Annotated in this window: 16 protein-coding genes and 1 pseudogene; 8 read left to right on the forward strand and 9 right to left on the reverse strand. The window is 57.1% G+C overall.

Annotation, left to right across the window (positions count from 1 at the left end):
- The coding region (locus CKF42_RS16375; protein ID WP_111208658.1) for a BadF/BadG/BcrA/BcrD ATPase family protein at positions 1 to 791 on the reverse strand (791 nt) is incomplete at its 3' end.
- Between the two features lie 271 nt (positions 792 to 1,062).
- On the opposite strand from CKF42_RS16375, the gene CKF42_RS16380 reads away from it, so the two are divergent.
- Positions 1,063 to 2,220: a Gfo/Idh/MocA family protein gene (locus CKF42_RS16380; protein ID WP_111208659.1), complete on the forward strand. Its 1,158-nt coding sequence runs from the start codon at positions 1,063 to 1,065 to the stop codon at positions 2,218 to 2,220.
- A gap of 484 nt (positions 2,221 to 2,704) precedes the next feature.
- Here the strand turns inward: CKF42_RS16380 and CKF42_RS16390 are convergent, their stop codons facing one another.
- Both CKF42_RS16390 and CKF42_RS16395 read right to left on the reverse strand, forming a co-directional pair.
- Positions 2,705 to 3,346 carry a hypothetical protein gene (locus CKF42_RS16390; RefSeq protein WP_111208661.1) on the reverse strand — a complete coding sequence of 214 codons (642 nt, stop codon included), beginning with the start codon at positions 3,344 to 3,346 and terminating at the stop codon, positions 2,705 to 2,707.
- A gap of 541 nt (positions 3,347 to 3,887) precedes the next feature.
- Positions 3,888 to 5,129, reverse strand: a complete 1,242-nt coding sequence (locus tag CKF42_RS16395) for an MFS transporter (protein WP_033736437.1) — start codon at positions 5,127 to 5,129, stop codon at positions 3,888 to 3,890.
- Between the two features lie 399 nt (positions 5,130 to 5,528).
- Here CKF42_RS16395 and CKF42_RS16400 point away from each other — a divergent pair, with 399 nt between their 5' ends.
- Both CKF42_RS16400 and CKF42_RS16405 read left to right on the forward strand, forming a co-directional pair.
- Positions 5,529 to 6,128 (forward strand): hypothetical protein, encoded by a 600-nt coding sequence (locus CKF42_RS16400; RefSeq protein WP_111208662.1) that lies wholly within the window; start codon positions 5,529 to 5,531, stop codon positions 6,126 to 6,128.
- A 276-nt stretch (positions 6,129 to 6,404) separates the two neighbouring features.
- On the forward strand, positions 6,405 to 8,795 hold the full coding sequence (locus CKF42_RS16405) for a glucose/quinate/shikimate family membrane-bound PQQ-dependent dehydrogenase (protein ID WP_009092543.1): 2,391 nt from the start codon (positions 6,405 to 6,407) through the stop codon (positions 8,793 to 8,795).
- A gap of 55 nt (positions 8,796 to 8,850) precedes the next feature.
- On the opposite strand, the gene CKF42_RS16410 is transcribed toward CKF42_RS16405, so the two are convergent.
- The 4 genes from CKF42_RS16410 to CKF42_RS16425 all read right to left on the reverse strand — a co-directional run bounded on the left by CKF42_RS16410 (position 8,851) and on the right by CKF42_RS16425 (position 12,719).
- Positions 8,851 to 10,056: an MFS transporter gene (locus CKF42_RS16410; protein WP_111208663.1), complete on the reverse strand. Its 1,206-nt coding sequence runs from the start codon at positions 10,054 to 10,056 to the stop codon at positions 8,851 to 8,853.
- A 110-nt stretch (positions 10,057 to 10,166) separates the two neighbouring features.
- Complete coding sequence (locus CKF42_RS16415; RefSeq protein WP_111208664.1) at positions 10,167 to 11,063, reverse strand: LysR family transcriptional regulator; 897 nt, start codon at positions 11,061 to 11,063, stop codon at positions 10,167 to 10,169.
- Between the two features lie 167 nt (positions 11,064 to 11,230).
- The gene (locus tag CKF42_RS16420) at positions 11,231 to 11,599 is read right to left on the reverse strand and encodes a helix-turn-helix domain-containing protein (RefSeq protein ID WP_009092546.1); all 369 of its coding nucleotides are present in this window, start codon (positions 11,597 to 11,599) and stop codon (positions 11,231 to 11,233) included.
- A 223-nt stretch (positions 11,600 to 11,822) separates the two neighbouring features.
- Positions 11,823 to 12,719: a hypothetical protein gene (locus tag CKF42_RS16425; protein WP_111208665.1), complete on the reverse strand. Its 897-nt coding sequence runs from the start codon at positions 12,717 to 12,719 to the stop codon at positions 11,823 to 11,825.
- Between the two features lie 488 nt (positions 12,720 to 13,207).
- On the opposite strand from CKF42_RS16425, the gene CKF42_RS16430 reads away from it, so the two are divergent.
- From CKF42_RS16430 to CKF42_RS16440, 3 genes are all read left to right on the forward strand, one after another.
- Positions 13,208 to 13,867: a response regulator gene (locus tag CKF42_RS16430; RefSeq protein ID WP_009092548.1), complete on the forward strand. Its 660-nt coding sequence runs from the start codon at positions 13,208 to 13,210 to the stop codon at positions 13,865 to 13,867.
- Entirely contained in the window at positions 13,864 to 15,219 is a 1,356-nt protein-coding gene (locus CKF42_RS16435) for a HAMP domain-containing sensor histidine kinase (RefSeq protein WP_111208666.1), read from the forward strand. The genes CKF42_RS16430 and CKF42_RS16435 overlap by 4 nt, the downstream gene beginning before the upstream one ends.
- Positions 15,220 to 15,495: 276 nt before the next feature.
- Entirely contained in the window at positions 15,496 to 16,362 is an 867-nt protein-coding gene (locus CKF42_RS16440) for a nucleoside-specific channel-forming protein Tsx (RefSeq protein WP_111208681.1), read from the forward strand.
- Between the two features lie 82 nt (positions 16,363 to 16,444).
- Here the strand turns inward: CKF42_RS16440 and yjdN are convergent, their stop codons facing one another.
- Positions 16,445 to 16,882, reverse strand: coding sequence for a VOC family metalloprotein YjdN (gene yjdN / locus CKF42_RS16445; protein ID WP_009092553.1), 438 nt, complete (start codon positions 16,880 to 16,882; stop codon positions 16,445 to 16,447).
- A 73-nt stretch (positions 16,883 to 16,955) separates the two neighbouring features.
- Entirely contained in the window at positions 16,956 to 17,852 is an 897-nt protein-coding gene (locus CKF42_RS16450) for a LysR family transcriptional regulator (RefSeq protein ID WP_009092555.1), read from the reverse strand.
- Positions 17,853 to 17,967: 115 nt separating this feature from the next.
- Between CKF42_RS16450 and CKF42_RS16455 the strand changes: the two are divergent.
- A pseudogene (locus CKF42_RS16455) lies at positions 17,968 to 19,280 on the forward strand (amidohydrolase).
- Positions 19,277 to 20,719 (forward strand): M20 family metallopeptidase, encoded by a 1,443-nt coding sequence (locus CKF42_RS16460; RefSeq protein WP_111208667.1) that lies wholly within the window; start codon positions 19,277 to 19,279, stop codon positions 20,717 to 20,719. The pseudogene CKF42_RS16455 and the gene CKF42_RS16460 overlap by 4 nt, the downstream one beginning before the upstream one ends.
- Positions 20,720 to 20,886: the final 167 nt, after the last annotated feature.

The raw sequence follows: 20,886 nt of genomic DNA on the forward strand, positions 1-20,886 counted from the left end.
TCTTCATCCAGCCAGCGCTGAATCGGCGCGGCCACGCCGCCCATCAGCGCCACCGGCCCGCTGCTCAGGGCGATCAGGCGTCGCACCATCAGGCCGATATCGGCGGCGGTCTGTTGCAGCAGCTCCTGAGCATGGCAGTCACCCGCGTCGGCGGCTGCAAAAATCTGTGGCACCACGCGGGCCCAGTCAGCAGGCACCGCCGTGCGCGTCCAGAGCAGCATGGTTTCCGGGCTGTCGCCGAACTGCGCCATCAGCTGGCGGGTCAGGGAGCCGTGCGGAATGATCGACTCATGCGCCAGCAGCGCCAGACGCAGCGCGCGACGGCCCAGCTCCGCCCCCGATCCCTGATCGGAGAGGGCAAAGCCCCAGCCGCCAAGCAGCGTAAAGCGTTCGCCATCCCAGGCGGCGCCCTGACTGCCGGTGCCGATGATAAAGACCGCCCCAGGCTCGCCACCGTGCGCGCCCGCGCAGGCGATCTCCACATCGCTGACCACCTGCAACGCCGCGCAGGCGGGCTGCCAGCTGGCGAGGCGCGCCTGCACTGAGGCGACGTTAGCGCCCGCCAGGCCCGCCACCAGCGCGGTCTGCGCCAGCGCCTCTGCGGTGAGTCCCGCCTGGGTAAATACCTGTTCAGTCAGCTGCCCGACGCAGGTCAGGGCCGCATCATAATCTGACCAGACGTTAGCAGGTCCCCCGGTGCTTTCTGCCAGCAGGCGGCCCTGCCGATCGGTTAAGCGCGCGCGACACTGCGTTCCGCCGCCATCGATGCCAAGAAGATAGTGTGGTTGCACGCGCTTCCTTCCCTGATTAAGGGTTATAGCCATAATGAGCGAACGATAGGATAAAAAAACTTAAATCGCAATAACAAATAAATATGGTAAAAACATCCTGACTATTTTTCCTTAATTTACATAAATATAACAAAAACCCACCCCGCAAAACGTGCAGCGCGATGTTGACATTACTTTTTCTGCCGTAATAAGTTGGTGGTCAGATTATCAGCAGCCGCGCCCGACCGCTGGCGGGCTTTGCATCATCCGATCTCAGGAGCAGGGGTTTACCATGAAAGTAGGCATTATCGGTCTCGGCTTTCGTCTGTCCCACGTCATGAAAGAGTTCAGCAAGGCTGACGACAGCTTTTCCGTCGTGGGCTATTACGATCCGGCCCCCGCCGGATTGCCGAATCTGCACAGCTTTGGTATTGCGCCCGGCCAGGCTTTTGCGTCTGTGGACGAACTGCTGGCTCACGGCGGAATGGATGTGGTGCTGGTGGGTTCACCCAACTTTCTGCATCTGGAGCATGTGGGTCAGGCGCTGGCGGCAGGCTATACCGTCTTTACCGAAAAGCCGGTGGTAATTAATGAAGAGCAGACCATGGCGATGGCAAAGCTGGTGCGTCAGTATGGCGAGGCGCGCATTCTGGTCGGGCTGGTGCTGCGCTATTCACCGCTTTATCACGATCTGCTGGCTGCGCGCGATGCGGGCCAGCTGGGCGAAATCACCTCGATTGAGGCAACCGAACACATCAAGCCTTATCACGGTGCCTTCTTCCAGCGCGACTGGCGACGGCTGGAGAAGTATGCCGGTCCCTATATTCTGGAGAAGTGCTGCCACGACATCGATCTCTATCAGGGCCTGCTGCAGCGGCGTCCGACTTACGTCGCCAGCTTTGGTGGCCGGAAATCCTTTACCCCGGCTCACGCCCCGCAGGGGGCGATCACCCCTGAGTCGGAGCTTTACCACGTCAAACCCAGCGGCTGGTCCAGCACAGATGCGGTATTCGACAGCGATGCCGACATTGTCGACTACCAGACCGCGCTGATTGAGTATGAGGGGGGAGCCACCCTCGCCTTCCACGCCAACCTGAACGTGCCGGATGAGTTCCGCCGTTTCTGCGTCATGGGCACTGACGGCATGGCGGAAGGCGACTTTGTGCGTAACTACTTCCGGGTGCACAACGCCCGCAGCGGTGAGAAAGAGGTCGATACCGCCTACAGCGGCAACGCTTATGATGGCCATTATGGCGCGGATGCGCTGATGGCTGAAGAGATCGTCAAACATATTAAACAGGGAACACCGCTGAAAGTCTCAGTGGTGGACGCGCTGGAAGCGGGCCTTACCGCCATCAAAATCGATGAGGCACGCAAAACCCGCAGCGTAGTGGACATGCGTGAAAGCTGGCTGACATTTGACGCCAACCTGGGAAAATCCGGGGCCTGACGGCCCCAGCCTCAGGGGCGGCCTCCCCCGCCGTCCCCGGCTTGTTACTGGCACTCTGACTGGTACTCTGCTGAACTGGCCTTCGGGCCAGTTACTTCTCAGGTGACAGGCATTATTCACCTTCAGGCCTGTCGCCTTATGTCAGCAACAGACGCAAGAAAACGCCTTTAAACGACCTCTTCCGGTATGAGAATAATCGACAGGGTGTTGCTCACGCAGTCTACAGAGCAACGATTTAATCCATGTTGACGCGCGGTAGTCGCTGCTGTCTGCTGGTCAGGCGTTTTGCGTGGCCTATTTCCGATCTTCTTTAGATGAAATCATCCAGGCTAACCCGTAAAGAACCAGTCCAGCGAGAAAAACGAGCAAGGGGGCGAGTACGCGCATAATCCCTTCATTCGCAAAGATGGCAATGAACATGCCCAGCACTACGGCGCTGATCACAACCGCCCCTGATAACTCAGAAATGACTTTTCTGATGACTCTAAAGATTCTCGATTGCACTCAGAAATTGCTCCGTTTTCAGAGGGTTTTTACGAAGAGTCTCACCAAGCTCAATGTAATTAGCTAAAGGTTCTTCAAAAAGGAAGTAAAGCATTTCAAAATCAAGTATGTAAAGCTTTGACCATAGCGCAGGATTTTTATGGCTCAATCGCCGGGAAGCTGCAGAAGCACGTGAAAGTACTCCCTGCAGAACTATGCCGCCCGCGAGGGTGCCCGTCCACAATCGTAGAGATAACCTCGTTATCACGCTGGCCATCATTCCTCCGATAACTTTTGAACCAAGATATCCTGTAATAGCCAGCTGCATTGACTGTCTTGAACCCAGGGAAGCCGCAGCTCCGATGAGTTTATCTGTGATTTTTTTGAGGGCTGGGTCTGGAAGATAGGACAGAGAATCTTTGATTATCATCTCCGCGATCTGCCCCAAAATGGCTCTGTTCCGAAAGAGCTTGTTTAAAGCCCGATACATCCTCTCATCATCACCGAAGTTACGGCGCTGAATGTTTCTTCCGCCATCTGTCAGGTTGAGGTCCTGAAAAGTTCTTTCTATACCCAGATAAAAATCCATCGGAAGAGAAGCAATACCATCAGCAACCGATACGGCAAGCGTTTTTGCGTCCATTCATTCTTCTACCGTCTGTGATATCAGCCTGAAAAATATCAGGCAAACCCACTTTTAGTAAACGAAAACTTATCTTTTAAGCACATGAAGCATTGTTTTTAGTGGACCTGATTTGTATTCATACCTATGGCAGCATAATGAATTTACGTTTGAAAAGGACAACTTTTTATGAACTCATTTTCACGGCACTACGACACTAAAAGATGTTCAAAATGGTGCCGTTCGTATCAGAAAGCAGCAAGAAAATCTCAGAGAGTACAGATAGGTTTAGGCACCTTATGCACTAAAAACGAAGGGATCAGATACCTGTAGCTAAGCATCGTAGGCCACGGACAAAAACGCCGGAAGCGTTTTAGCACAACGCAACGCCGTTGGCCCGTCTACGGGAGCACCTCATGGATGAGGTGCGTAATCGCCCGCGCTGAGCCTGCCAGGGAGGGCGTTTTTGCGTCTTTGCGGAGGACATATGCTCCCTGAAGCCTGCGCTCAATTTATCAGCGATAACCTTCCTGACATCACAAGCGCATACAGCTGCCCTGGGTCAGACCGCATCCCCCTCATTCTCCAGCTTCTGCCGCCGCCGCAGATGCGGAAACAACTTCATCCACAGGGCCACCACCACCAGCGTACCGATCCCGCCAATCGCCGCCGCCGGGGCTGCGCCCATCCATGCTGCCAGCATTCCCGACTCAAACTCACCCAGTTGATTCGACGTATTGATGAAAATGGCGTTCACTGCATTCACCCGCCCGCGCATCGCATCCGGCGTATCCAGCTGCACCAGCGCACCGCGAATCACCATACTGACCATATCGAAACCGCCCAGCGCACACAGCGCAAGCAGCGACAGCCACAGCTGCGTCGAGAGCGCGAACACCAGCGTGGCAACACCAAAGCCCGCCACCGAACCAAACATAATCATCCCGACGTGCTTATCCAGCTTATGCCGGCTCAGCCAGATGCCGACCAGCAGCGCCCCCACAGAGGGCGCGCCCCGCAGCATCCCCAATCCCCACGGCCCGGTATGCAGAATATCTTTGGCAAAAATGGGCAGCAGCGCGGTCGCGCCACCCAGCAGGACGGCAAAGAGGTCGAGCGAAATCACGCCCAGCACATCTTTGCGTTCGCGGATAAAGTGAATCCCGGCAAACAGATTCTTCATGTTCATCGGCAGGCGCGGCTGCAACGGGCGCTCATAGCGCAGCAGACTCACCAGCGTCAGCGAAATCAGATAAAACAGCGCAGACACGCCATACACCACATGCGGTCCCGCGACATAAAGCAGCCCGCCCAGCGTCGGTCCGACGATAACCGCCGCCTCGCCGCCCACCGAGTTCATCGCCATCGCCCGCGCCAGAATCGCGGGCGGCACCAGCGACGGCAGCATTGAGGACATCGAAGGCCACTCCAGCGCTTTCGCCACCGCAATCATAAATACCAGACCCCAGAGCGTAACCCGATCGGCGGTAGAGAATAAGGTAAGCACCACTAATGCCAGCAGCGCAGCAAATTCCACCAGCTGACCGAACAGCACGATACGCCGCCGGTCATACTGATCTGCCAGATGCCCTGCAGGCAGCGCCAGCAACACTGACGGCAGAAACTGCATTAAGCCGATCATCCCTAACGCCATCGCGCTGTCGGTCAGCGCATAGATCTGCCAGCTGATCGCCACCGAAAACATCTGAAAACCAAACGATGAACAGGTTCGTGCCAGCCAGAAGGCGACGAATGCCCGATGTCGCCACAGCGGCTCTTCCGCTGCCGATGCCATAAATCCCATGTCTTATCCCAAATTTGATGAGCCGTCCCGCGTCGTTGCGCGGTGTTATTTGTGCGGTCGATGAGGAACGTCAGATAACAGAGCGGATGAAGTATAATCGCGATGGTTTCCCCTCTGCTGCTCCCGGCGATAAATCGCCTTCCTGTCCATGCCGGGCCTGAAAAATCTCTCCTGATTATTACCAGCCTATTGGTCCCGACTATTGAATATATTCCACGTCATCATCAGACGCCAAAGGAATTATTGCTTCTGTGCCGAAGCGTTTATTTACGCTCCGCGACAATAAAAGGATGATTTGGATTAAGCAGATGATCTATATTTATTCACGCGTTTGGAAAATGCGACCGTTTATATGATTGATTATCAATAAATCCTTTTTTATTGCACGCCAAAGAGATAATGAAAAACAGTTTATATAACCCTTATGTTACTGAACCTATCCATCACGTTACGCGTAATGTCACGGGCATTTGCTATAGCGTGCCATATCTTCAGCAAAATCAGGACAGCCGCAATATACTTAATACGAACAACATTATTTCATTACACAATCAAATCGCTACTGAAGCAGCATTAATGATTGTTCCGGTAGAAGACTTTCGGCTGCAGGGAATGATTGCGGTTCCGGATGCTTATTCTCATTTACAGAATGGGCGAATCAGAATTGGTATTAATTATACCAGTTTAGCCGCACACCACGCCTCACTGCTTGAATTAACAGAGAAATTTGATTTCTGGCTTTATGATTTTGCTCCGCCCGGCGCAGACTGGCGACTGCTGGAATCCTTTCCTTTTTCCGGGATTGTTTTAACCGAAGCGTTCTTTAATGACAATTATGAAAAGTTTACCTTTCCTTTTTTCATGGCGACATTCCGTGAGAAAGGGGCCGAGGTGATCGTGCGAAGTCATACGCCGCCTTTAAGCGCTGAACAGTTTGCTGAGATAAATATTAGCGGCTGGCAACAGCAACGCTCGGACGGCGACCTGATTAGCTGCTGAACCACAAATCCTGCCCTCCGGCGTTAAGGGCACACGGCGGTGCGCTTAACGTCCATTAATCCCCCATAAAATGTCGCGTTACTTCATTTGTTAAGCGCTTTGAGCTAAAAAAATCAAACCTTGATCTAATTTTGCTATAACATTTAACACAAAGGGAGCGTCTGTCTTAGCGGAAGAGATTCTCAAGAACACCCTTAATCATTTGTACTTGATAACTGGAAACAGCCTATCTGGTTGTTTTCGTATGTTTTATGGCAACAAAACGAGGTCGATATCATGGGGAAAAACTCCTCATCGTTTAGCGTAATTCGTTTCCTGACGATACTGTTCGCAGTACTGACGGGCGCGTTTATGCTGATTGGCGGTGGCTGGTTAGCCGCTATTGGTGGTTCCTGGTATTACGTTTTCGGCGGTGTGGTTATGCTCATCACCGCTTATCTGCTTTCCCGCCGTAAAAGCACCGCGCTGGTTCTCTATGCGCTGCTGCTGATCGGCACCCTGATCTGGGGCGTGTGGGAAGTCGGGACGGACTTCTGGGCGCTGGCGCCACGCACCGATGTGCTGGTGATTTTTGGTGTCTGGCTGATCCTGCCGTTTGTCTATCGCAGTGTTAACGCCGGTAGTAAAGCAGCACTGGGTACCATGGCTGTGGCGCTGATTGCCAGTGCGGCCGTGCTGGCCTACGCGGTATTCAACGATCCGCAGGTCATTAACGGTTCTGTGCCGGAAACCGCTGACAATGCGCAGCAGGCTGCACCGCTGAGCAACATTCCGGATGCTGACTGGCCCGCTTATGCGCGCGATCAGCAGGGAACCCGTTTCTCGCCGCTGAAGCAGATTAACCACGAGAACGTGAAAGAGTTACAGGTTGCCTGGCAGTTCCAGACCGGCGACATGAAAACCCCTAACGATCCGGGCGAAATCACCGACGAAGTGACCCCGATTAAAATCCGCGACACCCTTTACCTCTGTTCGCCACACCAGATCCTGTTTGCGCTGGATGCGGCTACAGGTAAACAGAAGTGGAAGTTTGATCCGGCCATGAAGGTGAATCCGACCTTCCAGCACGTGACCTGCCGCGGCGTCTCCTACCACGAAGTGCCGGCAGCCGCTGATGCAGCAAACAGCCAGCCTGCGCTCTGCTCACGTCGTATCTATTTACCGGTTAACGATGGTCGTCTGTTTGCACTGGACGCCGAAACCGGCGAACGCTGCCCGACATTTGGCGTTAACGGCGAGCTGGATCTGCAGCACAAACAGCCCGTCACCACGCCGGGTCAGTATGAGCCGACCTCACCGCCGATCATTACCAACACCACCATCATCATGGCGGGTGCAGTCACCGATAACTACTCAACCCGCGAGCCTTCCGGCGTGATTCGTGGCTTTGATGTGAATACCGGTAAACTGCTGTGGGTATTTGATCCGGGTGCTAAAGATCCGAATGCCATTCCGGCTGATGAACACACCTTTACCCTGAATTCACCGAACTCATGGGCACCGGCGGTTTACGATCCGAAACTGGATACCGTTTACCTGCCAATGGGCGTGAGCACACCGGATATCTGGGGCGGTAACCGCACACCAGAGCAGGAGCGTTACGCGAGCAGCGTGCTGGCGCTGAACGCCACCACCGGTAAGCTGGTCTGGTCTTATCAGACGGTGCATCACGACCTGTGGGATATGGATCTGCCGTCGCAGCCGACCCTGGCTGACATCACCGATAAAGATGGCAACACCGTCCCGGTGATCTACGCACCGGCTAAAACCGGTAACATCTTCGTTCTGGATCGCCGCACCGGCAAGCCAGTGGTTCCGGCGCCAGAAACGCCAGTGCCACAGGGTGCCGCGAAAGGCGACCACGTTGCCGCCACGCAGCCCTACTCTGAGCTGACCTTCCGTCCGAAACAGAACCTCACGGACAAGGATATGTGGGGCGCGACGATGTTTGACCAGCTGGTATGCCGCGTTATCTTCAAGCGTCTGCGCTATGAAGGTCCGTTCACGCCGCCATCTGAACAGGGTACGCTGGTGTTCCCGGGCAACCTGGGTATGTTCGAATGGGGCGGTATCGCGGTCGATCCACATCGTCAGATTGCGATTGCTAACCCGATGGCGCTGCCGTTTGTCTCGAAACTGGTTCCACGCGGTCCGGGCAACCCGATTGAGCCGCCGAAAGGCGCAGAGGGTGGTTCAGGGACTGAAACCGGTATTCAGCCGCAGTATGGCGTGCCGTTTGGCGTCGAACTGAATCCGTTCCTCTCTCCGTTTGGTCTGCCATGCAAACAGCCAGCCTGGGGTTACATCTCCGCGGTGGATCTGAAGACCAACGACGTCGTGTGGAAACAGCGTATCGGTACCGTTCGTGACAGCTCACCGGTTCCGCTGCCGTTCAAAATGGGTATGCCGATGCTGGGTGGTCCAATCACCACCGCAGGTAAGGTATTCTTCATTGGTGCGACCGCCGATAACTACCTGCGCGCTTTCAGCACCGACACCGGCGAGCTGCTGTGGCAGGCACGTCTGCCTGCAGGCGGCCAGGCCACCCCGATGACCTATGAAGTGAATGGCAAGCAGTACGTTGTCATCGCAGCAGGCGGTCACGGTTCGTTTGGTACCAAGCTGGGCGACTATGTGATTGCCTACGCACTGCCAGACCAGAAGTAATTCCAGCTTCGGTCAGTAACAAAAGGCGGACTCCGGTCCGCCTTTTTTGATCGCGTTACTTTTTCATTCCGCGCCAGTTAAGCCATGCGCAGAAGAGCATCACCGCGCAGGTCGCCAGAAATACCGGCCGCATCCCGAACGTCCCGCCGACCACTCCACCGAACAGCGGGCCGCTGACCTGACCCACATATTGTGCCGAAGTGGAATAACCGAGCATCCGTCCGACCTGCGAGCCCGGTACGTTATGACGGATAATCGCCGTGATGCATGGCATCAGGCCGCCCAGCGCCATCCCCATCAGAAAGCGCAGCAGCACCAGCTGCCAGGCCGCCGTGATAAACGCCTGCGGGATCAGCAGCACGCCGCTCAGCAGTAATCCCCCTGTCAGAACCCGCCAGTGTCCGACGCGATCGGCCAGGCGACCGAGCCGCGGTGCTGCCAGCACCGTGCCCAGCGCGGCGGCGGACATCACGATCCCGGCCATCAGGGTGATCTGATGTTCACCCTGAACAAAGTCGCCGACGTAGAGCGTAATAATCGGTTCAATCGACATGCTGGCAAAAATCAGCAACATGCCGGAAAGCCACATCAGCCGCACCAGGCGGTGATTGACCGGCAGCTCTGCCGGCATCGGTGAAGGACGATCGCGGGCGGTGCCGCTGGCACGCGGCTGCTCTCTGAGTAAAAAGGTGGTGGCGAGGAAGGCGAGAAAAATCACCGCGCCGGTCAGCCAGAAGGTCTGCCGGATGCCAATCAGCGGCGGCAGCAGGCCACCCAGCAGCGGCCCAACCACGTTGCCAGCCATAATGCCGGAGGAGAGGACGCCCAGCGCCCAGCCTGTCTGCGCTTTGGGCGTCTGCGCCGCCACCAGAATGGTCGACCCCGACGCGTAGCCACCCAGCAGCCCCGCCAGCAGACGCAGCGCCACCAGCTGCCACGGCGCCGTCGCCATACCAATCAGCGACATCGCAATCGCCATGCCGAGGCTGGCCCGAATCAGCATCAGCTTGCGACCGTAACGATCAGCCAGCCGGCCCCACAGTGGTGCCGTCAGCGCGGCACTGAAAAAGGTCGCCCCATAGGCCAGGCCGGACCAGCGCGCAATGGCGGCGGGCTGCTCAACGCCAAGCTGCTGAACATAGAGCGGCAGAAAAGGCAGCAGCAGCGTCATCGCCACGATAGTGGTAAAAGATCCGACGACGCAGACCGCTAAATTACGTTTCCAGTGGTGAAACACTGCCGTTTCGGGTGAGTGTTGCATAGCCATATCCCTTTATTGATCAGGGATACAGGCTAACCAGGGCGGCGGGTTAACAACAGTAACGCCGCGATAGTTACTCTGTGGCGATGAGTGTTGTCAGCAGGCAACAATCAGCCTTTGCTCAGCGCCGCAACCAGCGCATCGCTCAGCAGCGTGACGGGCGACGCCGTTTCCGGGGTGTCGTGCAGCAGCAGATAGCTTTGCAGACGGTCCATCTGCCACTCCGGCAACAGCAGCTGAATATCACCCCGCCCGACCGCCTCCTGCGCCATGTAGGCGGGCAGATAGGCGATACCGCTGCCGGCCAGGGCCGCATTCAGCAGTGCCATGCTGTTATTGGCGCGAAAGCGACTGCGTACATCCAGCGCCAGCCGCTGCTTATCGCGGCGGAACGGCAGCGCAGCGGTGTGGGCCGGACCATGAAACAGCAGAAGGTCGTGACGCGGCAGCATCCCGGGGTGAGTGATGGCCGGTCGCTGTGCCAGATAAGCAGGCGCGGCATAGAGCCCCCAGTCGATATCACTCAGCAGCCGGAAATTGCCCTGACGCGGTGCCCGGGATCGGATCACAATCGCCAGATCATCCTGATCGTCCAGCTGATCCTGGCTGCGATCGGTGAGATCGAGATCGACGTTGATATGCAGATGGCGGCGCAGAAAGCGATTAACGACAGGCACTACGCACTGACAGCCGAACGTGACGGGCGCCTGCAGCCTGACATGACCGGCGGCCTGCTGATGCAGCTGCTGAACGAACGCCTCGGCGCGCTGTGCTTCCGCCAGCATCCGGACACAATAGGGGTAGTACGCCTGCCCCAGCTCGGTCAGCGCCAGCCGCCGGGTGGTGCGCTGCAGCAGCCGGATACCGAGCCTGAGTTCCAGCCGGGCGATCTCCCGGCTGACATGCGATTTGGACCAGCCCAGTGCGCGGGCGGCCTCGCTGAAACTCTGTAACTCCACCACCCGTGCGAATACCAGCATGGCGGTTAAATTCGCGCCATTTTCCATGTTTCCCGACTCCGACAGTAAGGGGATGCAGGCAACAAACTAGCACGTTCAGGCGGGGGGACTGTGGGGAGGAGGCAAAAAAAACAGGGCGATAGCAGGCGAAGCGAGGGTGGTGCGCGGAGTGACCTTTCCGTCTGCCTGCCGTGACGGAAAGGCCTTGTCAGGCATCAGCTGGCCATCGCCAGCGGGAACAGCAGTCGATCCGGCTCGACGCGACGCTGGCGGCGCAACTGGCCCGGCGTCACCATAAAATAATTTTTGAAGGTCCGGGTGTAGGCCTGCTGGGTATCAAAGCCGTAGTTCATCGCCACCTGCAGAATCGCTTCGTTGCTGCTCAGCAGCGTGAGCGCCGACTCCGTCAGGCGACGCTGACGGATATATTCTGCCAGGGAAAAGCCGGTGTGCTGGCGAAACAGGCGTTGCAGATGCCAGCGCGAATAGCCTGAGCGGCGCGCCACCTCATCCAGATGCAGATCGTGTCCTAAGTTGTTCTCTATCCAGTCCAGCAGACTCCGAATAAACTCGCGCTGATTCATGGTTCCTCCTGTTCAAGCTGATGTGCAGTGGAACCACTCTACCCGCTAAAATTTATCCCTTAATTAGCAGAAAATTAGCGCAGAATTAGCAAGGGTTGAAATGGAGGTGAGAGGGTGCGGCCAGCGGGGGCTGGCTTGCAAGGGACAGCAGACCCGGCGCAGAAAATGACGGTGAAGAGAAGCGCTATTTTCTCAGGCAGTCACTAATGAGGGGCCAGTAGTCTTATCCGGCTTCAATGCGTCTGAGGTATCGCTGATACTCCTTAGCCAGAAAATCCACTTTTCGAGGTAACTCCTCCCGATAAAATCCGGATGGCATGTCGTCGCCAGGCTCCTGTTGCAGTTCTGCCGCCAGTTGCTCAACAATCCGATATAAGGGGATTTTGTGCTGTGCCTGAAAACGTCTGAATGCTCTCTGCCAGATAAACGAGACAAAGTAGTCAACGTAATGCCTTCCCTGTCGGAAAGGAAGGGTTTGTAATTTCTCCAGCAAAAAGTTGAAAGCAGGCAGAGCCAGCACGCGTATTCGGTCAGCTTCAGTCAGCCTGTTTTTTCCGCCGGGAACGGTGGCATTTGAAAGGCGAGAACGGATACAGGCAATCGGATTCAGAACCCGAACATATTCATGGCTCATATCTGCACCATGTCGATCCGGCATAACCAGAAAGGGTTCTGTATTTAACATCAGTTTATCACCGTCAAAATCTCCAGCATCAAAGCCTGTGGGCCGATCGATAATATCCACAATATTCGCCTCATTTAGTTGCTCATTGAGGAACTGACCCTGGACATCCTCCTTGACCCTGCCTGTATCTTTATCAATAAGGGTGAGGAGTGCGATCGATGGCGGATTAAAAATGTCCTGAACCTGTGCTGAAACGTTGAAAATTTTTGCAATTACATCAACGCCTTCCTTTCGGGTCACATAGTCGACATCAATTGAAGTTATGGACGTGATGTCAGGCTGCTCAGGATAGAGATGCAGATACGTCAGATACCAGTACATAACAGCCTGACCACCAACGGTAATAACCGGGGATGGGAGCTGTTCCGCATTATCGATCAGATATCGATTGAGTTTAAGAAGTTGCTCTTCGGGAGGAATTGCCTGTGATGTCATAAAAAAACCCACCGGTATGATGGGCTTATTTTATCGCATGGCTGCGTTTAGCAGGGCATAACGTCAGAAAAATGCGAGGCTGCGTCCACCTTTTGCAGGCACAATACCCTGAGGTCGTTTTTCAAGTATGCGTCCCGGAGCCTGACCTTTTCGGACAGCTTCAACACGCTCCTGATACTCGCGCTGATGTCTGATTTTTACTTCCAGAGCTGACATACTGTCCACCGATGAAATGTCTGACATTGATCTGTTGCTCAAATATACGTCACCCTCTTTACGCATGCAATCACGGGTATCTCGATGAGTATAGTGAGGTACCCTGCCACCTCGATAACATATCAGTGACGGCGGTCTGCCAGAATCGTTCGTGCTGCAGGCAGGCGGTAAGTCGCAGCCAGCGCGGCGACAGCGGGAAGTGTGAAGGCGGATAATTCTGGCCTAACAATTGATGAGTAAACTCTCTCCCATCTTTGCAGAGGAGATCAGCCATGCGCGTGTTACTGGTTGAAGATGATGAAATGATCGGTGCAAACCTGCAGCAGGCACTGGAGGGCGCGGGCTGGTCGGTGGACTGGGTGCGCGATGGCGTCTTTGCCCACAATGCCTGGAGCGAAGGCGGCTACAGCTGCGTGCTGCTCGATCTCGGCTTACCCCGCGATGACGGGTTACAGGTGCTGCGCCGGGCGCGCGGGCGCGGCGACTCCACGCCCGTGCTGATTCTGACTGCCCGCGACACGGTGGCGCAGCGCATTCAGGGGCTCGACAGCGGCGCTGACGACTACCTGCTTAAACCGTTCGACCTCCAGGAAGTGATGGCCCGGATGCGCGCCATTACCCGACGCCGCCACGGCGCGGCAGATTCGGTGCTGGGCAGCGGGGATGTTCAGCTGGATATGATGACCCGCGAAGTGCTCTATAAGGGTCAGCGCGAGCAGCTGACCGCGCGCGAGTATGCCCTGCTCTACGCCCTGCTGGAGCGGCCCGGTGCCATTCTGTCGCGCGAGCAGCTGGAAAACCGCATCTATGGCTGGGGCGATGAAGTCAGCAGCAACGCGGTGGATGTCCTGATTCACGGCATGCGCCGCAAGCTGGATAATGACGTGATCCGCAACGTGCGTGGCCTGGGCTGGCGGGTTCCGGCCATATGAAACCCTTCACCTTTATGCGCTCGCTGCGTAATAAACTGCTCTCTACGCTGCTGATTATTCATCTGCTGATGATCGGTGGCGTCACCTGGTATTTCTTCAGCTGCTACGGCGATATGGTCGGCACGATGAAGGACGATCAGCTGGCAAAAATCGCGGACGCCTGGTCCACCAATAAGCAGATGCCCGCCCTGATGCCGATGCTGATTGCGCCGGATAAAGCGAAAAGCGCGTTTGTGGTTCAGCTGTGGGACGACCGCGGACAGCTGCGTGCCAGCTCCTGGCCGGAGCTGGCGGCCCCGTTACAGAACCAGCGGGGTTACCGCGACGTGCATGTCGGCCAGTGCGGCGACTGTGAATGGCGGATCTATACCCGGCCCGGTTTGCCCGGCAGCGCGATCAAAACCATTCAGGTCATGCACAACCTCAGCTACATGAAGTCCACGATGGTCAAGCGGGCGCTGGCGGCGATTATCCCGATGATCCTGATGATGCCGCTGTCGCTGCTGGTGATCTGGCTGGTGGTTCGCAAGATCACCCGCGATCTGCAGGTGGCTTCGCGTCAGATCGCGGCGCAGGAGACCCATCATCCGCACAACGTCTCGCCGGAGGGGCTGCCGGATGAGATTCTGCCGCTGGTGGCTGCCTATAATTCATTGCTGAGTAAACTGCGCGAGGCCTGGTCCTCTCAGCGTCAGTTCCTGGAGGACGCCGCCCATGAACTGCGCACCCCGGTAACGGCGGTGACCTTACAGCTGGAGAATCTGCGGCAGTATATCCAGCCGGGCGAAGCGAGCCGGCAGTTCAGCCAGCTGGAAGCGGGCGTCACGCGCACCCGTCATCTGGTCACACAGCTACTCAATGTGTCGCGCCAGGATGACCAGAGTGTGGTCGCCAGCGTCGAGCATATTGACCTGGAAGATCTGCTCAAGGAGAGCATTGAGCAGCTGATGGTGGTGGCAGACAAGCGCGGCATCGATATCGGCTTTAACGGCTCTGCCCAGTATCGTCTGCAGGCCAGTCGTTCTGAGCTGCGCAGCCTGTTTGACAACCTGATTGGTAACGCCATGTTGCACACGCCGGAAGGGAGTCTGGTCGATGTGCTGCTGCATCGGGTCGCGGGCAAAACGGTGGTCGATATTGTCGATAACGGGCCAGGCATGCCGGAATCCTTTATCGAGCGCGCGTTTGATCGTTTTACCCGCTCGCCTGACGTGAAAGCCCAGGGCAGCGGGCTGGGATTATCCATCGTGCGTAACGTCGCTCAGAAACATCAGATTCACGTCGCCCTTTCCAACTGTCTGACCCCACAGGGTGCGATCTGTGGTTTGCAGGTTCGCGTCACTTTTCCCTGATCCCGCCTTTTTGATCACGAACCAGACAACGTAAACGGTTGCCTGGTTCCGTTCGATCATGGTCTTAATTGTGAAGTGCATCACATTTTAGCTGAATTGTAATGCAACACTTTTTGACAAACGTGAGCAAAATCTATTTTCTATCGATCTGTTACAGGCACGCTACGCGGGCTGAACAACCGGCTGTTTTTTGCTGACATCCTCATTCCCTCCAGGGACCGATTTCTCTCTGACTGCGTCTGCTGTGCGGCGGTCAAAAGCATGTGGCTGATGATAATGAAATATAAAACGTTGATAGCAGGTGCCGTGCTGGCATGTTCACTGAGTGGTGCTGCGCAGGCCGCAGAAAGCGATCCGCAGTATCTCTCTGACTGGTGGCATCAGAGCGTTAACGTGGTAGGCAGCTACCACACCCGTTTCGGACCGCAGTTCAACAACGACGTCTATCTGGAATATGAAGCGTTTGCGAAAAAAGAGTGGTTCGACTTTTACGGCTATCTCGACGTATCTAATTTCTTCGGCGTGGGCAACAGCAACGCCAACGGCGTATTCGACCACGGTTCCCCGATGTTCATGGAAATTGAGCCGCGCTTCTCGATCGACAAGCTGACCGGCACCAGCCTGGCGTTTGGTCCGTTCAAAGAGTGGTATTTTGCTAACAACTACATCTACGATATGGGCCGCAACAGCGACAGCCGCCAGAACACCTGGTATATGGGTCTCGGTACCGATATCGATACGCACAGCGATGTCGGCCTGTCGCTGAACGTCTATGCCAAATATCAGTGGGAAAACTACGGTGCGGCGAACGAGAACAGCTGGGATGGCTATCGCTTCAAAGTGAAATACTTCGTCCCGATCACGACGCTGTGGGGCGGTAATCTGGGCTATGTCGGCTTCACTAACTTCGACTGGGGTTCCGATCTGCGCGATAAAGGCGGCGCATCACGCACCAGCAACTCCATCGCCTCCAGCCACATTCTGTCACTGGGCTACGATCACTGGCACTTCTCTGCGGTGGCGCGTTATTTCCACAACGGCGGACAGTGGGCAGATGGTCAGGAAGTGAACTTCGGCAACGGGCCGTTTGAGCTGAAATCGACCGGCTGGGGTTACTACCTGGTGGCGGGTTACAACTTCTGATGTAAAGCGGCGGCGCTTCATCGCGTCGCCGCCCTGTGTTTCTGCTGGTATGGCGTCGCGTCCTGCGACGTCCGTCAGCCGCTTAATCCTGCGACTTCTCCACATTGATGCGCCACGGAATGTTGAACTTATCGATAAACATGGCGAAGCCGTTCGACCAGAAAGTCTCCTGCCACTCCGTTGTCACCTTGCCGCCTGCCGACAGTTTTTCAAACCACGCTTTACCCTCTTCGACATCGGTGGTGGAAAGGCTGACCGCATAACCGGCATGTTCCGACGCCGGTGGCTGATCGGTGTTACCGTCGCTGAGCATCAGCTCGCCGTCGCCAATACGCAGTTGCGCATGCATGATCTTCTCGGGTGGCTGCGGCGCTGCGGACTGATCGCCAACCTGCTCTCCCTGATCCGGCATATCGCCAAACTTCATTTTCGCGAGCAACTCGCCCCCGGTCGCCTGCAGGTAAAAGTCGATAGCCTCTTCACAACGGCCATAGAGAAACAGATAAGGACTGACTTGCATCTTCACCTCTATATTGTCGGTTGGATTTTTACAGTACCTTAAGAGTGTAGACGATCGACTTTACTCGCTGATTTTACTGGCAATAACGGCGAAACAGCTGCGCCATATAGCTGCTCATGGGCGTCAGCGCGGTCTCCTTGCGCTGAATCAGATAAAAAATCGCTTTCGGCAGGGGTTCGTCAAGCGTCAGCGCCACCAGCGACCGTCCCAGAACCGGATCGTCAATCACATCGGCTGACAGAATGCTGATGAAATCGCTTTGCGCCACCAGGCTGGTGCAGGCCATAAAGGTTTCACAGGTCACCACAATTTTGGGTGCCATGCCGCGCTCGCCAAAGAGGTCGTGCAACAGGCGGTAATAGCTGCCTTTCGGCGTCGGCATGGTCCAGTCCGCCTGCTGCAACGCCGCCAGTGAACGGGCTTTTTCCAGCGGATGGCCTTTGCGAACCACCACCTTATATTCCCGCTCCATCACCCGCTCATACATCAGCTCCTGATCGAGATGACTCTGGTCATAAGTATTGATGGTGAAATCGAGCGTTCCCTGACGCAGCTCATGCACCATTGACACCAGCTGGCCTTCGACGATGCGCACCTTGACCAGCGGATATTCCCGATGAAACTGGTTGATCACCTGCGGCATAACGGTACGCGCCACGCTGCTGCCGATGCCGATATTCACCTGCCCCCCGCCCCGCCCCAGCCGCTGCTGGATATCCTCTTCGGCGACCCGCAGCTCCGCCAGCACCAGGCTGGCATGACGGAAAAAGTTATCACCGATATCGGTTAACACGACGCCCTGCTGGCGGCGGATAAACAGCTTTGCCCCCAGCTCACGCTCCAGTTCCTGAATCGCTTTGGTCAGCGCCGGTTGCGACAGCCCCGAAACACGGCTTGCCGCACGGATACTGCCCTGCCGCGCCACGTCAACAAACGCACGCAGTTGATGAAGTTTGAGATTAGCGGACATAACTTTTGTGATAACCGTTGTTTATCAGTCACAAGATATTCGCATCTTATGCCCGGCAATTCCATTGTGTAGATTCGAAGCAGTGCATAAAAAACCAACAACGAGGACAGAGCCGATGAAAACCCTTTCCGACCACGTCAGTGCAAGGCTGCCGCAGCTTCAGCAGTGGCGTCGTGACTTCCATCACTACGCCGAATCGGGCTGGCTGGAGTTTCGCACCGCCACGCTGGTCGCTGAAGAGCTGCATCAGCTCGGTTATCAGCTAAAGCTGGGGCGTCAGGTGATCGACGCAGAGGCGCGGATGGGCCTCCCGGACGCCGCCGTGCTGAAACAGCAGGAGGCGCGGGCGTTACAACAGGGCGCGCTGCCGCAGTGGATCAGCCACTTTTCCGGCGGATTCTGCGGCATCGTGGCGACGCTGGAAACCGGCCGTCCCGGCCCGGTGATGGGCTTCCGCGTGGATATGGACGCACTGGATCTCAATGAGAGCCAGGCCAGCGATCATCTGCCGCAGCGGGAAGGGTTCGCCTCCTGCAATGCGGGCATGATGCACGCCTGCGGGCATGATGGCCATACCACCATCGGGCTGGGGCTTGCCTCGGTGCTGATGGCGATGAAAGAGCGGCTCAGCGGCACTATCAAACTGATTTTTCAGCCTGCTGAAGAGGGTGTACGCGGCGCGAAAGCGATGGTAGCGGCGGGCGTGGTCGATGATGTGGATCGCTTCACGGCGATTCACATTGGCACCGGCGTGCCGGCGGGCGAAGTGGTGTGCGGCAGCGACAGCTTTCTCGCCACCACCAAGCTGGATGTCCACTTCACCGGCGTCGGTGCCCATGCGGGTGGCCGCCCGGAGGAGGGACGCAATGCCCTGCTGGCGGCGGCTCAGGCGACGCTGGCCCTGCATGGCCTGCCCAGCACAGCGGCGGCGTGGCGCGGGTGAATGTCGGCGTGCTGCAGGCCGGAACCGGCCGCAACGTGGTCGCCGACTGCGCCCTGCTGAAGGTCGAAACCCGCGGCATCACCAATCAGGTTAACGACGATATTTATCAGCAGGCGCTGCGGGTGATTGCCGGTGCGGCGGCGATGTATGGCGTTGAGCAGCAGGTGACGCTGATGGGTGCGGCGCGCAGCTGCACCCCGACGCAGCCGTGGGTCGACTTCATTCACCAGCAGGCAGACGCGCTCGGTATCTTTGATTCCGTGGTCGATCGCAAAGCGCAGGCGGCAGGATCAGAAGATGCGACCTATATGATGGAGCGGGTCAGGCAGCGTGGCGGCCAGGCCTCATACGTCATTTTCGGCTGTGACCTGGCGGCGGGCCACCATAATGCCCGATTCGACTTTGATGAGCAGGTCATGCCGGACGCCATCACGCTGCTGGCGACGCTGGCGCTCAATCAGGCGCAGTATGGTGAAACACGATGATGGAAGCCTTTATTGCCGACTATATCGACCGCCATCAGCACCGTTTCAGCACGCTCAGCGACGCCATCTGGGATACGCCGGAAACCCGCTTTGCCGAAACCCGCTCCTCGGCCCTGCTGGCCGACGCGCTGGCCGAAACCGGGTTCATCGTGGAGCGCGGCGTGGGCGGCATTGACACCGCCTTTATCGCCAGCGCCGGCAGCGGCAAACCGGTGATCGCCATCCTCGGGGAGTTTGATGCGCTGGCCGGTCTCAGCCAGCAGGCCGGATGCGCCCGGCCAGAACCGCTGGAGGTGAACGGCAACGGACACGGCTGCGGCCACAACCTGCTCGGCACCGCCGGCGTGGCGGCGGCCTGTGCGGTTAAAGCCTGGATGGAGCAGCATCACGCTGGCGGAACCGTGCGTTTTTATGGCTGCCCTGGCGAAGAAGGGGGATCGGGTAAGACCTTTATGGTGCGTGAGGGCCTGTTTGACGATGTGGATGCCGCCGTGACCTGGCATCCGGAAGGTTTCAGCGGCATGTTCAATTTGCGCACGCTCGCCAATATTCAGGCCGCGTTCAGCTTCAAAGGGGTCGCGGCTCATGCCGCTAACTCTCCCCATCTGGGCCGCAGCGCACTGGATGCCGTCACGCTGATGAATACCGGGGCCAACTTTCTGCGCGAGCACATCGAACAGGAGGCACGTCTGCACTACGCCATCACCAACAGCGGCGGCGTCTCGCCAAATGTGGTGCAGGCCGATGCGGAGGTGCTCTACCTGATCCGCGCGCCATCGCTGCCACAGGCGCAGGCGATCTATCAGCGGGTGATCAATATTGCCCGGGGTGCCGCCCTGATGACGGACACGACCCTGACCGTGCGTTTTGACAAAGCCTGCTCTGACTATGTGCCTAATCGCGCCCTGGAAGCGGTCATGGAGCGCTATTTGCATCACTTTGGTTTGCCGGACTATAGCGACGAAGAGCGCGCGTTCGCGGCTGAACTGCGTGCCACTCTGACCGATGACGATCTGCGTAATGCCCGCCTGAACGCCGCCCGTATCGGTGGCGAAGCCGGTCACGCCTGGGCTGAGCAACTGGGGGAGAGGCTGTTTATGGATCAGGTCGCGCCCTATGCCGTCACCCGCGACCTGCTCTATGGCTCCACCGATGTCGGCGATGTCAGCTGGGTCACGCCGACAGCACAGTGTTTTGCGCCCTGCTTTACCTTCGGCACGCCGCTGCACACCTGGCAACTGGTGGCGCAGGGCCGCACCACGATCGCGCATAAGGGCATGTTGCTGGCGGGCAAAGTGATGGCGGCGACGGTGACCACGCTGCTGCAGGATGAGCAGGCGCTGGCGGAGTGCCAGGCCGAATTTCAGAAGGTACGCGCCGGGCAGCCCTATCACTGCCCGATCCCTGCGGGGATCACACCCACAAAACTGGCCGGATGAGCCAGCGGCCGCGTCGCTGACGCGGACCAGAATAAAAAGAGTGCAAACACTTCCCTGATTCTGCGGGGCCGGAACTGAACTCACCGCCTGTCGCCTGTCGCGACCGGCGTCAGTCCGCGCCGCCATCGATAAGGGGGTCACAAGACGACAAGAAGAGAACCCATACC

This window comes from Pantoea sp. ARC270, from assembly GCF_003236725.1.
Classification (GTDB): domain Bacteria; phylum Pseudomonadota; class Gammaproteobacteria; order Enterobacterales; family Enterobacteriaceae; genus Pantoea; species Pantoea anthophila.

Bases quoted from the DNA above. Each gene is read 5' to 3' on its own strand.
- CKF42_RS16420 (WP_009092546.1), bottom strand. From the start codon at position 11,599: ATGAATCAGCGCGAGTTTATTCGGAGTCTGCTGGACTGGATAGAGAAC.
- CKF42_RS16450 (WP_009092555.1), bottom strand. From the start codon at position 17,852: ATGTCCGCTAATCTCAAACTTCATCAACTGCGTGCGTTTGTTGACGTG.
- CKF42_RS16415 (WP_111208664.1), bottom strand. From the start codon at position 11,063: ATGGAAAATGGCGCGAATTTAACCGCCATGCTGGTATTCGCACGGGTG.
- CKF42_RS16390 (WP_111208661.1), bottom strand. From the start codon at position 3,346: ATGGACGCAAAAACGCTTGCCGTATCGGTTGCTGATGGTATTGCTTCT.
- yjdN (WP_009092553.1), bottom strand. From the start codon at position 16,882: ATGCAAGTCAGTCCTTATCTGTTTCTCTATGGCCGTTGTGAAGAGGCT.
- CKF42_RS16460 (WP_111208667.1), top strand. From the start codon at position 19,277: ATGATGGAAGCCTTTATTGCCGACTATATCGACCGCCATCAGCACCGT.
- CKF42_RS16440 (WP_111208681.1), top strand. From the start codon at position 15,496: ATGAAATATAAAACGTTGATAGCAGGTGCCGTGCTGGCATGTTCACTG.
- CKF42_RS16425 (WP_111208665.1), bottom strand. From the start codon at position 12,719: ATGACATCACAGGCAATTCCTCCCGAAGAGCAACTTCTTAAACTCAAT.
- CKF42_RS16435 (WP_111208666.1), top strand. From the start codon at position 13,864: ATGAAACCCTTCACCTTTATGCGCTCGCTGCGTAATAAACTGCTCTCT.
- CKF42_RS16430 (WP_009092548.1), top strand. From the start codon at position 13,208: ATGCGCGTGTTACTGGTTGAAGATGATGAAATGATCGGTGCAAACCTG.
- CKF42_RS16395 (WP_033736437.1), bottom strand. From the start codon at position 5,129: ATGGGATTTATGGCATCGGCAGCGGAAGAGCCGCTGTGGCGACATCGG.
- CKF42_RS16400 (WP_111208662.1), top strand. From the start codon at position 5,529: ATGAAAAACAGTTTATATAACCCTTATGTTACTGAACCTATCCATCAC.
- CKF42_RS16410 (WP_111208663.1), bottom strand. From the start codon at position 10,056: ATGCAACACTCACCCGAAACGGCAGTGTTTCACCACTGGAAACGTAAT.
- CKF42_RS16380 (WP_111208659.1), top strand. From the start codon at position 1,063: ATGAAAGTAGGCATTATCGGTCTCGGCTTTCGTCTGTCCCACGTCATG.
- CKF42_RS16405 (WP_009092543.1), top strand. From the start codon at position 6,405: ATGGGGAAAAACTCCTCATCGTTTAGCGTAATTCGTTTCCTGACGATA.